Source organism: Occallatibacter sp. (assembly GCF_049802275.1).
Taxonomy (GTDB): domain Bacteria; phylum Acidobacteriota; class Terriglobia; order Terriglobales; family Acidobacteriaceae; genus Telmatobacter.
Genome location: NZ_JBARMD010000286.1, coordinates 1 through 13,271, shown reverse-complemented (window position 1 = coordinate 13,271; position 13,271 = coordinate 1). Strand labels below are relative to the sequence as shown.

Here is a 13,271-nt window from a genome sequence, read left to right as displayed (position 1 = left end):
CGGCCGCGGCGGCGGTTTTCAGGTACGGCGCCGCTTGCTCGTATTGGCCGAGACCGTAGTGGGACATGCCGAGGAGAATCGTATAGCGCATTGCTTCAGGTGAATTGGGCGGCGCACTGTTGAGCAGGGTGGTGAACTCGGGGATAGCGGCTTTGAGCTCTCCCGCTTTGAAGAGGGCGAGGCCGAGGTTAAGGCGGAGACCGGGAATGTTGGGCTTGAGGGCGAGGGCTTTGCGGTAAAGCGGAACTGCTTCCTTGTAGTGATCCTGGCGAGCCTCAAGCAGGCCGAGGTGCGCATAGGGCTCGGGATCGGAAGGATGAGTCTTGAGGAAGGCGCGCCAGGCTTGTTCGGATTCGGCGAGTTTGCCTTGTTGCTCGAGGGCGAGAGCGGATTGACGAAGATCTTGCGATGGGGATTGTGCGAGGGCGGTGGCGACAGTCAGGAAAAGAGTCAGTGCCAGTTTCGATTGCAGGACGAGTTTCACTGGTTCCCTTCCCTGGGTGTTTGACTCAATGTCCACGGTCTCGTCTGCTACGGATGGCGAGGGAGTTCGTGTGGGCTTGAGTTATTGTCGCTCGCGACGGATGAATGGGACAACTCCGCCGAAATAATCAAGTCGCAAACACAATCTAGAAGTTGGCATTTTTCGGTTCGAGAGGCTTTGAAATGCAACTGCGGACTCCAACTGCAGATCTCTCCACTTCGGTCGGGATGACAGCCGCTTGTTTTGCGATTGTGGGCGTGCAAAACGGACGAATGGAGAACAGGGTAGCTAACGGGTGGAAGCAGCGACGAGATTCTCCGCCATCAGCTCCTTTGCCGCGTTTCGGCCAGTGCGAATGCAATCTGGAATTCCGATTCCGTCGTACGCATTCCCGGCCAGCCGCAATCCTGGGAGCATTGCCACATGCTCCTTCACCCTTTTCATCCGCTCCTGATGCCCCACGGCGTATTGCGCCATGGCCCGGCGCCAGCGGGAAACCTGCGTCGCCTCGGCTGGTATATGAGGCCCGACTACGCGCGCACCGAGAATTTCGCTCAATTCGCGCCGCACCGTTGCCACCAGTACTTCATCGGCCTGGTCGAGGAGCGCCTCATTTTTGGCGCCGCCCAGGAAGGCTCGCAGAACTGCCTTGCCGGCCGGGGTGCGACACACAAATTTGCGATGCACAAACGTGCACGCCAGCATCGCGCGCCCTTCGACCGCGGGCACCAGGAATCCGAATCCATCCGGTAACCGCCCGAGCTGGGCCTCGTCAAAGACCAGGTTCACCGTGATCGAGGAAGAGTATGGAATTGCCGCCAGCTCATCGCCCAGCCCTGTATCGGTTGCCGCCAGCAGTCCGCCCGCAGCCCAAGCAGGCGACGCCACAATCACCCCGTCATAGATTTCATCCGCAGCTGTCCATCGAAGCCGCCATCCTGACGGACGCTGAGGGCTGCCGTCGCCGACGCGCTCCAGCGAGTTCACCTGCGTCGATTTCCGTACCCACTTCGGATTGAGTTGCGCTTCCAGCGCATCGACCAGCTGCTGCAGGCCGCCCTTCAGTGACGTGAAGATCGATCGCGGTCCTGTGTTCGGCTTCGGGCCGCCCTGTGCCGACGCACTAGCCCCATTTGGATTTACGTCGCGAGCGGCCGCCATCTTGGCGCGCATCTGCTTGTGTGCCGCCAGCATTCCGCGGGTCAGCGATCCATACTGCGTCTCCATCTCCACCAGCTTCGGCAGTACTGTCCGCGCGCTTAGCTGGGTCGCATCGCCACCGTAGATTCCCGACAGCAGTGGATCGGCGAGCCGGTCGACGGCTTCCTGACCGAAGTGCCTCAGCACCAGCGCTGCCACTGACTCGTCCTGCCCACTGGGCCGCGGGGGATGCAGAAGTTCGAGGGCCATGCGGATCTTGGTCGCCGGGCTGAACAGCCCCGACAGCGCAGTTGGCACCAGCTTTGTAGGAATCAGGAACATCAGCCCATCGGGTAATGGAACCAGCCGGTTCTTCACCACGATGTAAGTCTTGCGATTCGCGTCGTTCGAAGGCGTCAGCTGATCGGTCAAACCCAGCTCGCGGCAAAGCTCGGCTCCAGCCGGCTTCTCGCTCAAAAACGAATCGGGCCCGCGCTCAAGCACCACTCCATTCACCGTCTCCGATGCGAGCGATCCTCCCAGCCTTTCACGGGACTCAAAAAGCGTGTACTCGACGTCCGCGCCCGTCCGGCGTGCCTTTTCCAGTTCATAGGCGGCTGCCAGCCCCGCAATTCCGCCTCCGATGACCGCTACCCGCATTCCCTGACCTCAATCCCTTCTTATCACACCGGGCGTACCCGATATCAGCTCCATTTACCTCAAGCCTGCAGAAGATGTGTTCCACCCCCAGAATCCACTCCTGAAGCTGTCCGGAAAATGATTTAAATCACATCTAGATCCCATACTTTGCTCGGATAATTGAAATGACAGGAGTTGTGGCTCGCTTGTCCCACGCGATCCGCCAGATCCGCCTCACGCGATAAACTGTCGCGTCGTTCCTCTTTGCTCTAAACCAGGAGTCATTCATGACCGCAGAGCTGATTCACCGGCTGCATTTCGCCTTTACTATCACATTCCATTACCTGTTTCCCCAGCTCACGATGGGACTTGCGCTCTTGATTGTGGTCCTCAAGACGGTCGCGCTGCGTACCGGCAGTGAAGAGTGGGACCGGGCTTCCCGCTTCTGGGCACGCATCTTCGGCATCAACTTCGTCTTCGGTGTCGTCACGGGCATTCCCATGGAGTTTGAATTTGGGACCAACTGGGCTCGTTTTTCACGCCTCTCCGGCGGGGTGATTGGCCAGCCACTCGCCATGGAGGGCGTCTTCAGCTTCTTTCTGGAGTCGGCTTTTCTGGGCCTCTTTCTCTACGGCGAGAAGCGCATTTCAAAATGGATGCACTGGTTTTCGGCGGTAATGGTCCTCGCCGGCTCCTGGATCTCCGGCTTCTTCATCATCGTTACCGACGCCTGGATGCAGCACCCGGTCGCTTACGACCGCCTGCCCAACGGACAGTTCGAGGTCCTCAGCTTCTGGCAGCTTCTTCTCAATCCCTGGGGTTTGCTGCAATACATGCACAACATGACTGGCGCTGTGGTTACTGCATCGTTTGTGATGGCAGCCGTAGGAGCGTTTTATTTGCTCGATGGGAAGCGGGAAGGTTACGGCCGTATTTTCACCCGCATCGGCGTCATATCCGGCGTCATCTCGTGCATCCTCATCATCTTTCCCACCGGCGATCTTCAGGGCAAATACGTCGCGCGCAATCAGCCCGCAGCCATTGCTGCCATGGAAGGCCTTTTCCACACGGAAACGGGCGCGGGTATTGTCCTGATGGGCCAGCCAAACGAGGATACCCAACTGATCGACAACCCGATCGTCGTCAACAACGTGTTGAGCTTTCTCATCTACGGAACCACCAAGGCCGAGGTCACCGGCCTCGATCGCATTCCGCGAGATCAGTGGCCATCCGCGCTGCCACTGCTGTTTTACGCTTACCACATCATGGCTGGACTCGGAACCTACTTCGTTGCGTTGATGATCGTTGCGGCGTTTCTGCTGTGGCGCAAAAAACTCTACACGTCGCGCTGGATTCTCTGGCTGCTGCTGATCAGCTTTCCACTTCCCTACATTGCTAATACCGCAGGATGGATGACCGCTGAAATCGGCCGCCAGCCGTGGCTTATTTACGGGCTCATGCGCACCAACGAGGGCTATTCCAGCACGGTTTCCGCAGGCAATGGCCTTTTTACGCTCATCGGATTCATGGGCCTATATACCTTGCTGGGCCTGCTTTTTACGGTTTTGGTCTATCGCGAAATCAGCCTCGGCCCAACGCCCGCGGCAGTTTCCGAAACGGCGATTCTCGCAGACTGATTGCAAACGCAGTGCACTATTGAAGGATCGAAATCATGATGGGATTTATCTGGTTCTGGCTTGTTGCCGTAATGATCGTTGGCTACGTGGTGCTTGATGGGTTCGACCTCGGCGTCGGTGTGCTTCATCTTTTCTTGGTCCGCAACGAAGCCGAGCGCAAGACGTCACTCCACTCCATCGGTCCCGTCTGGGACGGCAACGAGGTGTGGCTGCTCGCAGGTGGCGGCACACTCTACTTCGCTTTTCCGCTTCTGTACGCCTCGGCCTTCAGCGGGTTCTATCTTCCGTTGATGATCGTCCTCTGGCTGCTCATCCTGCGCGGTATCAGTCTTGAACTCCGCAATCATATCGACGTCGGCGTATGGACTGCCCTGCTCGACGGCGTCTTCGGTCTCTCCAGCGCAACGCTCGCCATCTTTTACGGAGCAGCGCTCGCCAATGTTTTGCGCGGTGTTCCCCTTCAAGCCGATGGCTACTTCTTCCTGCCTCTCTGGACCAACTGGCAGCCTGGTCCGCACCCCGGCATCCTTGATTGGTACACCGTGATCGGCGGTCTCGTCGCGCTGGTCGCCCTCACGCTTCACGGAGCCCTGTGGCTCGCCGTCAAAGTCTCCGGCGATCTCGCGAAGCGCGCCTGCGCCCTCATCAATCCGCTTCTTGGGCTGGTTTCATTGCTCACGATTGTCAGCCTCATCGCCACCATCGCCGTGCGTCCGGCCAGCCTCGACAACTACTACCGCTATCCGTTCACCTTCGTCGTTCCCGTCGGGGTGCTTGCGGCGCTTGCCTGCATCTGGTTCTTCAATCGCAGCCAGCAGCCGGTGAAGGCGTTCCTCTCTTCCGGCTTCTATCTGTTTTTCATGCTGGCCGGTGCTTGCTGGGGCGTCTACCCGACACTGCTTCCCGCTACGACTGGCGCCGATCGCGATATCACCCTCGCTCGCGCACTTTCAGGACCGCATACGCTCTCAGTTGGGCTCGTCTGGTGGCTGTTTGGAATGACCCTTGCGGTGGCTTACGTCGTCTTCGTCTACAGCCGCTTCAAGGGCAAGGTGGATACGCGCGCCGAAACTCACTGAAAAAAGATCGGGCCGGGACTTGTCGCCTCGGCCCGATCTCCACCCACAGGAAATCCATAAATTCAGAACGACTTTAGGACTGCAACGGCTATAAGACTGCTTTAGCAGCTATAGAGTCACCAGCGGCCCGGCAAACTCCGGCTGGCACTTCGCCGGCGTATCCGTGGGCACCCAGTTCTTCGGTTGGTAAATGCAGCAAGGCTCCTGCGCCAGCGGATCGCCGGTCACCGCATAAGCCCGTGCCCGTGAACCGCCACAGATCTCCTTGTACTCGCAAGCCCCGCACTTGCCCTCGAGTTGCTTTGTATCGCGAAGCGCTTTGAAGATCGGGGCATTCTGGTAGATATCCTTTAGCGGAGTTTCACGAATATTTCCCGCGTGAATCGGCAGGAAGCCGCTAGGATACACGTTCCCCATGTGCGATACGAACAGGAAACCCTTGCCGTCATTCACGCGCCGTGTCATCCAGTTGGACGTGCGTGTTTTCGCATCGGACTCGGGCGCGCCCGGCTCATACTCGTGTGCCCCGCCCATCGGATGTCCGGCGCCATGCCCCATCTTTCTCTCCTGCAGGTTGTGCTGCAGCAGGTAGCGGCGATAGTGCATTGCTTCCGTTGTCTTGATTTGGAAACTTACCCGGTTCGACAACTCGTAAATTTTTCCGAATACCTCTTCAAACTCTTCGCCGCTCAACAGGTCGCCCAACTGCCCGCGCCCAACGGGCACCAGGAAGAACACGTTCCACATCACGATGTTCAGCTTCTCAAACAGCGCACACAGGCTATCGAGATCCTGCGCGTTGTGGCGGCTGATGGTGGTGTGTACCTGGATTGGCAGTCCAGCCTCGCCGGCCCACTCGACCGCCTGGATGGTGCGTGCCCACGCTCCCGGAAGTCCGCGGAATTTGTCGTGAATCTCCGGTGACGATCCATCCAGCGAAATTCCCAACCGGACCACGCCGGCTTCCTTCATCTTGAAAATTGCCTCGCGCGTCAGCAGCGGAGTGGCGCTCGGCGTAACGGCCACTTTTACGCCCTTCTCCGCCGAATACTGGATCAGTTCGTACAGATCAGGCCGCTTCAGCGGATCTCCTCCCGTGAACACAAAGATGGGAATGTGCATGTCTGCGATCTGGTCGATCAGCGCCTTGCCCTCGGCTGTCGTCAACTGGTCAGGATGCGCAATCGGTTGTGCTGCTGCGCGGCAATGCTTGCACGCGAGGTCACAAGATTGTGTGACTTCCCAGATCGCCAGGAACGGCGCCTCGTCGTAATTCAAGCCGGCACGAGCCGGTATGTGATGCATTGGCTGTTGTTGCATAGGATCCTTGAGCCTCCTCGGCGCGGAGAACGCCTTATTGCGCTTACAGAAGAGCACTCTTGGGATATGTCAATCAGTGATTCAGATCACAAAATGATTTGGAAATTCATCCCGGCAAGCGTTTTCCTGGCTGGACAAATTCTTGTAACAAGTCCAATATCCAAGTTAGACGGTGATCCTCCCGCGCATTACATTCGCCGAGTTGGGTTGAGGATCAGGCAGCTCGTCAGTCACGCCTGTGAAATCGAAGAGTGATTTAAATCACCAGTCCATGTGGTCTGCGGCACTGAAGGCGCAAAGGAAGCAAACTAAAATCTTTAGGCACTTGAAGGAGGTTCCCCATGGCCAACAAGCCGGGTTGGAGCAAACCCTCCACCATTCTTTTCGCATCCGAGATTCCTGCCAACGAGCGCGCCTTCAACTTCGCTCTCGCTCAAGCCCAGGAATTCGATGCCGCTCTCGTTCTCTTTCATGTGTATGACACGCTTGTCGTGGCCGCGTGTGAAACATCGGGGATTCGCTACTACGATTACGCTGCTGCCGCTCGCGCTGAAATCCATCACCTCGAGCCTCTGGCCGCGCGAGCGCGTCAGTCGGGCATCCGGTGCGAGGTCGTGGTGCGTCCCGGTCTAGCCGCCGACCAGATCATCGGCTACCTTCAGGAACACCCCATCGACCGCGTTGTGATGGGCACCCACTCGCCTGGCCCCATCGGCAAAATTCTGGTGGGTTCCGTGGCAGAAGCCGTCCTGCGAACTTCGGGCGTCCCTGTCTTTATCGTCGGCCCCGAAGTTGTCGACGGCGCTTACCGCAACTTTGCCACGCGTACGATTCTCTCTGCCGTCAGTTTCATCGAGAGCAGCTTTGTGGTGGCGACCTTCGCTGCCGAACTGGCGCTGCGGCATAACGCGCGTCTGATTCTCCAGCACGTTATCCGGCCGCAGGACCGCGTGGAAGTGCTCGCCGGCCACAGCATTGAAGAGATCGAGTCAGACCTGCTTTGCCTCATTCCACCGGAACTCCGCGAGCAAATCTCAGTTCAGACGATCGTTGTCCCGGGCGACCCGACCGAAGAACTGCTGTACCAGAGTCGCGCACAGCAGGCCGACCTCATTGTCCTCGGCGCACATGGCGCGTCTGCATTCGCAGCGATTACCCGTCACGGCGTGGTTTACAAGGTCCTGGCTCACTCGCATTGCCCGGTCATTACGCTGTCTCCGGCTGTGCTGGCACAGAGTGGTGTGAAATATGTCAGGGAGCACAAGACAGAGAGCATCCTGGCAGGAGTCTTTTAGTCGGGCGAGGAGTTTTTTAGTTGCGGATCAAACCGCAAGCGGGATATCCGGCACACCAACCGGGCGCGCAAGCCGGGTGGATTCATTTCGTGGCGCAGCGGAATCCACCCGGCGATGGCGTTCAGTTAGCGTTTGTGAATTTGTGCGGCGCGCTCCGGCTTCGTCACACACGGTTGCTTCTCGCAAATCACGCCTGTGATCCCTTTTCCCTCGGTAATCGTAAAGATCCGATCCACCGCAGGCAGCTTCACCGTTTCCTTCGCACCTGAAGGCCAGTGAATCTCCGCACTGCCGGCATCGGTCGCATCCCCAAGACCAAAATGCGGCCGCTGATCATTCGACGAGATATAGCTCCCGCCGCTCATCACGTCCTCGCGCTGCCGGATTCCGTTGGCCGTGAGGTACACCGTCGCACCCACCGCATCCCGCGGACCCTTTTCTCCGCCCACAAGCTTCAACTCCACCCAGTGATGATGATCCGGGTCTACGTTCTTCAGCAGCACCGGCGGCCCATCGATCGGGTTGATTACTACATCAATTTTTCCGTTGTTAAAGAGATCACCAAACGCGGCGCCGCGTCCTGAGGTCAGCGTCGCTAGTCCCGACCCCTTTACCGCGGGAACATATTCAAACTTTCCGTTGTGCAGGTTCCTGAACAGCAGCGCCCGTTCGGCGAAGGTTGTTCCCCAGTCGTGCTCGTCCACCTGGGGATACACGTGACCGTTGATCATCATGATGTCTTTCCAGCCATCGTTGTCAAAGTCGAGGAACCCGTCTCCCCATCCGACAAACGGCACGGGAACCTGCGCGATTCCTGCCTCGCTGCCTACCTCGGTGAAGCTGGCATCTCCATCGTTGTGGTAAAGGGTCTTGTAGTCGTTTGAAAAATCAGTGACCAGCAAATCCACGAGCCCGTTGTTCATGTAGTCGCCGACAGCCAGTCCCATCGATGCAATCTCGCGTCCATCGTTATTCAGCGCGAACCCCGACACGTAACTTCGATCTTCAAATGTTCCATCGCCCTTGTTGAGATACAGATAATTCGGGTTCGAATCGTTCGCCACCAGCAGGTCCGGTTTTCCGTCGTTGTTTACGTCGACAAAAATTGCCGTGAAACCGTAATAACGTCCCGGGTCCGAGACACCCGCCTTAACGCTCACATCGGTGAACGTTCCATCACCATTGTTGTGAAAGAGGTGATCGGCCTCGCCCGGCAATCCGCGCGGCCCGCACATCACCGGAAACCCATGAAGCTGGCAATCGCCGAAGGGAATGTCGCCATTAGCCGGATCGGGCTGATGATTCAGGTCGTAGTGTACATAGCCCGAGACGAACAGATCCAGCCGTCCGTCGCCGTCGTAGTCACCCCACGTCGCGCCGTCTGACCAATTTTCCAGCGTCACCCCGGCCTTCTCTGCCACATCGGTAAAGGTGCCGTCGTGATTGTTGTGGTAGAGGCGGTTCTTTCCGAAGTTGCAGACAAAAATATCGGGCCAGCCATCGTTGTCATAGTCCGCAATTGCTACTCCGAATCCCCAGCGATCGTTCGTCACGCCTGCCTTCGCGGCCACATCGGTAAATGTGCCGTCGTGATTATTGTGAAAGAGCGCGGCATGGGGCGCAGTCCTCTTGCCCGTCAGCGCATCGTAGGTCGAGCCGTTCACCATGTAGATATCGAGCCAGCCATCGTTGTCGTAGTCGATCAGCCCCACACCCGAACCATCCGTTTCCAGGATGTATTTCTTTGTCGTCGTGCCCATCACGTGCTGCCATCCGCTAAGCCCCGCGGCCTTGGTGACGTCTTCAAACACCACCGTCCCGCTGGTGACGAACCCGCCCGCGGTTATCGGCCGCTTTTCCGCGTCATACACGGGCGCAAACGACCCCGCCGATGAGATGCCGCCCATTCCGCTCTGCTGCTCCGACTGTGATGGCTTCGGTTTTTGATCCTGTTTCGCCGCCGCCTGCGCCGCGCCAACTCCATGCGGATATACGGCAATCAGCGAGGAAGCAATCAGCGTGAGAAAGGTGGGGGCTCTTCGCATGACTTACTTCTTACCGGCATTCGCGGCTGCATCGGGCGCTTTCGGATCGGCACACGGCTTGCCGCCGCACAGCGCGGCTATGATTCCCTTGCCTTCTTCGATGGTGTAAATGCGATCCACTGCCGGAATATTGACCGTCTCCTTCGCGCCCGAGGGCCAGTGAATCTCCGCTGTTCCCGCATCCGTTGCATCGCCCAACCCGAAGTGCAGCCGGCGATCATTCGCGGAAATGTAGCTTCCGCTCGAAAGCACATCCCGTCGCTGACGCATTCCATTTGCCTGCAGGTAAACAGTCGCGCACGTGGCATCACGCGGACTCGACTTGCCGTTTGCCGGATTTATTCCGCCGACCAGCCCCATCTCCACCCAATGATGATGATCCGGATTCACATTCTTCAACAGCACCGGCGGCCCATCCACGGGGTTGATCACCACATCGATCTTGCCGTCGTTGAAGAGATCGCCAAACGCCGCGCCGCGTCCGGGAATCACCACTGCAAGCCCGGATCCTTTCACGGGCGGCACATACTCAAACTTCCTTTCCTTGCCATCGGGAATGTTGTGGAAGAGAAGCGGCCGCTCTGCGAATGTTGTTCCCCAATCGTGCTGGTCAACTTCTGGATATACGTGCCCGTTGGTTTCGAACAGGTCGAGCCATCCATCGTTGTCGTAGTCGAGGAACCCGTCGCCCCAACCCACAAAGGGAATGGTCGTCTGCGCCACGCCTGCCTTGTAGCTCACATCCGTAAAGCTCGCATCACCGTCGTTGTGGTACAGCACCTTGTAGTCGTCGCCGAAGTCCGTCACGTAGAAATCGATCAGTCCGTTGTTCTCATAGTCGCCGGCGGCAATCCCCATCGATGCGATCTCACGCCCATCCTTGTTCAGCGCAAATCCCGACACATAGCTTTGATCGTCAAATGTTCCATCGCCCTTATTGATGTAGAGGAAGTTGGGCTCCGAGTCGTTTCCCACCACGAGGTCTGGCTTGCCATCGTTGTTGATGTCCACAAAGATCGTGGAGAAGCCGAAGTATTTGTCCTTGTCCTCGACGCCTGCTTTCACCGTCACATCGGTAAACTTACCGTTTCCTTCGTTGTGAAAAAGATGATCGGGTTCGCCGGGCAGTCCGCGCGGTCCGCAGTTGACGTTGACACCGCGATACAGGCATGACGCGTAATTCATGGCCTTGGTCCCGGCGATGGGCAGGTTGTTGCGATCAAAATGCACATACCCTGTGACATAGAGGTCGAGCTTCCCATCGCCATCGTAATCGCCCCACGTCGATCCCGGCGACCAGTTGCCCAGCGCCACACCGGCCTCCACCGCTTTATCGGTGAAGGTGCCGTCATGATTGTTGTGGTAAAGCCGATTCGGCCCGTAGTTGCCGACGTAGAGGTCGGGCCAGCCGTCATTGTCGTAATCCGCAACCGAGCAGCCGTATCCCCACCGGTCATTCTGGACCCCGGCTTCCTTCGAGACATCGGTAAAAGTTCCATCGTGATTGTTGCGGAACAGCGCAGCGTGCGGCGTCGGCTCTTTCCCGTCGAGTGCGTCGAATGTCGATCCGTTCACGAGGTAGATATCGAGCCAGCCATCGTTGTTGTAGTCGATCAGGCACACGCCCGATCCATTGGTTTCCACGATGAACTGCTTTTGCGGCACGCCCATCTTGTGGATCCAGCCCGAGAGGCCCGCGGCCTTGGTAACGTCTTCGAAGACTACTGTCCCATGATCGACGAATCCACCTGCGGTGATGGGCCTCTTTTGCGCATCATATTGCGGCGCAGATTGCACCCCGGACGCAATACCGCTGCTTATTCCGGGTTTGGAGCTGGGTTTTGGGGTCGCTTGCGGAGGATTTGAGGGCTCCTGGGAAATTGTGCTGCCGCTTGCAATCAATGCAACAAACACACAACGAACCAGACCGCGAAAGCGCAAAAGATACGACCCCCTTGAAGGTTGAAGTGTATCGCATCAAGGGGGTGCCAATCGAATGTGCCGGATGTTCTTGTTGGCGCGAATTCACTCGCAAGGGAAAGCTTCCTCCGCGATCAGATGACGCGCAGCAACAACAGGATCAGCACGATCACGAGGATCAGGCTCAGGCCGCCTCCACCGTAATAGCCCAGGCCGGGACCCATGCGATAACCGCCATAACCAAACCCGAAAATCAGAATGATCAACAGAATAATCAGCAGCATTGTCTCTCCTTCTTATTTATTGCGGCAAATGCCTGAGCCGCAGAGTAGTGTTTAGCAACTAGGCTCGCATCCGGTACAAAATAGGCTCGCAGACGCGAAGGGAGCGAGAGATCCCTTTGTGCCCTCCAACTCTGATGCGTTCGCAGCTCTGAGCGCTGTATGGTCATCCACTTGCGGCGCGAAGCGCGCGCGTTCCAGCGGATGCTCCAACCTATGTTGACCGTTGCTCGATGCATTTAATTCCCGATTCTGCGCTTCACGAACAACCAACCGCGTTCCGGATGGCGTCCAAGTTTGTGATGTCAGGATTTGTAGAGTTTTTGGGAGGTTAGAATGCTCTGGACAATTTTTGTGGTCCTCCTCGTCCTGTGGCTCCTGGGTCTGGTCAGCAGCTACACAATGGGCGGATTCATCCACATTCTGCTGGTGCTCGCATTGGTCGTTCTGGTCATTCAATTGATCAGTGGACGAAGAGCCGCACTATAGAGCAGATCCCGCGCCCCACGCAATTCAACGAATCAAGAAACGCGCACCTGTGTGCGCGTTTTTTATAACCTGAGGAACGCAACTCAGACCCCACGGAGGTGGATATATGAATAGCGACGACATAAAAGGCACGATCGACGACGCAACAGGCCGCGCCAAACGCCAGGTCGGCGAGTGGACCGGTGATACCAAAACTCAAGCCGACGGCGCTGCCCAGCAGGTAAAAGGCAAGATCGAAAAGGCTGTGGGCAGTGTTCGCGACGCAGTCAGCAACCCCGACCGCCCCGTCGAGCGCGACAACGACATGGACGACAATGTGGATCGTGAGAGCGTTCGCGATCGCAAGTAGATTTAGACCGCGTGTGGCGATCACGCAACTATATGAGTGCCCGGCGGCGAGTTTGAAAACACTCGTCGCCGGGCACAACCGTCAAGTTCGCTCAAATACTTCATCGGGGAGGCGTTTTCAACCCCGTCCTAATTTGATAAAGCTTTGTGAAATCCCGAGCAAAACCGGTGTCAAATCTGGCACCCGGCTTGCTAAAGATGCGCATAGTCGCTATAGATATAGGTAACGCTGCTGCGGCCAGTTTTGAATGAAAGCCGCGCCGGCCATGTGAGGTGCGTCTTCCGCAGGAACTACGGTTCGCTGACGATCGACGGTCCACTCTCGGAGACATCCCGCTGGCGCGCCGTGGCGCGGGTCCTCCGAAGTCCTCTGGACGCAATTGGTTCCACCCTTCTCCCCGCTTCCTGTACCGTCTGCGGCTCCCCGCTGCCGCAACTCTCCTCTGTTCCAATTTGCGATGCTTGCTGGACTGAAATTTCCGTCCACTACGGCCCCGTGTGCCAATGTTGTGGCGATTCACTCGACCAGCCGCCCATGCCGGCCGTTGCATCTTCGCAGTTCTGCCGCGCCTGCCGACTCGCGCCGCCTTCGTT

12 protein-coding genes are annotated in these 13,271 nt (G+C 57.7%); 6 read left to right on the top strand and 6 right to left on the bottom strand.

Features of this window, described 5'->3' with window-relative positions:
- Both WA354_RS10085 and hemG read right to left on the bottom strand, forming a co-directional pair.
- A partial coding sequence (locus WA354_RS10085; protein WP_472812880.1) for a tetratricopeptide repeat protein occupies positions 1-484 on the bottom strand: 484 nt, incomplete at its 3' end.
- Between the two features lie 288 nt (positions 485-772).
- Entirely contained in the window at positions 773-2,284 is a 1,512-nt protein-coding gene (gene hemG, locus WA354_RS10080) for a protoporphyrinogen oxidase (RefSeq protein WP_472812879.1), read from the bottom strand.
- Positions 2,285-2,550: 266 nt separating this feature from the next.
- On the opposite strand from hemG, the gene WA354_RS10075 reads away from it, so the two are divergent.
- On the top strand, positions 2,551-3,900 hold the full coding sequence (locus WA354_RS10075) for a cytochrome ubiquinol oxidase subunit I (protein ID WP_472812878.1): 1,350 nt from the start codon (positions 2,551-2,553) through the stop codon (positions 3,898-3,900).
- A gap of 35 nt (positions 3,901-3,935) precedes the next feature.
- A complete protein-coding gene (gene cydB, locus WA354_RS10070; protein ID WP_472812877.1) occupies positions 3,936-4,979 on the top strand; it encodes a cytochrome d ubiquinol oxidase subunit II in 1,044 nt (347 codons plus the stop codon).
- Between the two features lie 108 nt (positions 4,980-5,087).
- Here cydB and WA354_RS10065 read toward each other — a convergent pair whose 3' ends face one another.
- Positions 5,088-6,299 carry a TIGR04053 family radical SAM/SPASM domain-containing protein gene (locus WA354_RS10065; protein ID WP_472812876.1) on the bottom strand — a complete coding sequence of 404 codons (1,212 nt, stop codon included), beginning with the start codon at positions 6,297-6,299 and terminating at the stop codon, positions 5,088-5,090.
- A gap of 341 nt (positions 6,300-6,640) precedes the next feature.
- Between WA354_RS10065 and WA354_RS10060 the strand changes: the two genes are divergently transcribed.
- Positions 6,641-7,594, top strand: a complete 954-nt coding sequence (locus WA354_RS10060; RefSeq protein WP_472812875.1) for a universal stress protein — start codon at positions 6,641-6,643, stop codon at positions 7,592-7,594.
- 125 nt (positions 7,595-7,719) lie between these two features.
- Here the strand turns inward: WA354_RS10060 and WA354_RS10055 are convergent, their stop codons facing one another.
- The 3 genes from WA354_RS10055 to WA354_RS10045 form a co-directional block, all read right to left on the bottom strand.
- Positions 7,720-9,639 carry a CRTAC1 family protein gene (locus WA354_RS10055; protein WP_472812874.1) on the bottom strand — a complete coding sequence of 640 codons (1,920 nt, stop codon included), beginning with the start codon at positions 9,637-9,639 and terminating at the stop codon, positions 7,720-7,722.
- Between the two features lie 3 nt (positions 9,640-9,642).
- Complete coding sequence (locus tag WA354_RS10050; RefSeq protein ID WP_472812873.1) at positions 9,643-11,436, bottom strand: CRTAC1 family protein; 1,794 nt, start codon at positions 11,434-11,436, stop codon at positions 9,643-9,645.
- 257 nt (positions 11,437-11,693) lie between these two features.
- Complete coding sequence (locus WA354_RS10045) at positions 11,694-11,843, bottom strand: DUF3309 family protein (protein ID WP_472812872.1); 150 nt, start codon at positions 11,841-11,843, stop codon at positions 11,694-11,696.
- A 333-nt stretch (positions 11,844-12,176) separates the two neighbouring features.
- Between WA354_RS10045 and WA354_RS10040 the strand changes: the two genes are divergently transcribed.
- The 3 genes from WA354_RS10040 to WA354_RS10030 form a co-directional block, all read left to right on the top strand.
- Entirely contained in the window at positions 12,177-12,329 is a 153-nt protein-coding gene (locus WA354_RS10040; RefSeq protein ID WP_348263000.1) for a lmo0937 family membrane protein, read from the top strand.
- Between the two features lie 106 nt (positions 12,330-12,435).
- Complete coding sequence (locus tag WA354_RS10035; RefSeq protein ID WP_472812871.1) at positions 12,436-12,678, top strand: CsbD family protein; 243 nt, start codon at positions 12,436-12,438, stop codon at positions 12,676-12,678.
- Between the two features lie 267 nt (positions 12,679-12,945).
- Positions 12,946-13,271, top strand: a 326-nt coding sequence (locus WA354_RS10030; RefSeq protein WP_472812881.1) for a double zinc ribbon domain-containing protein, incomplete at its 3' end; no start/stop codon positions are given.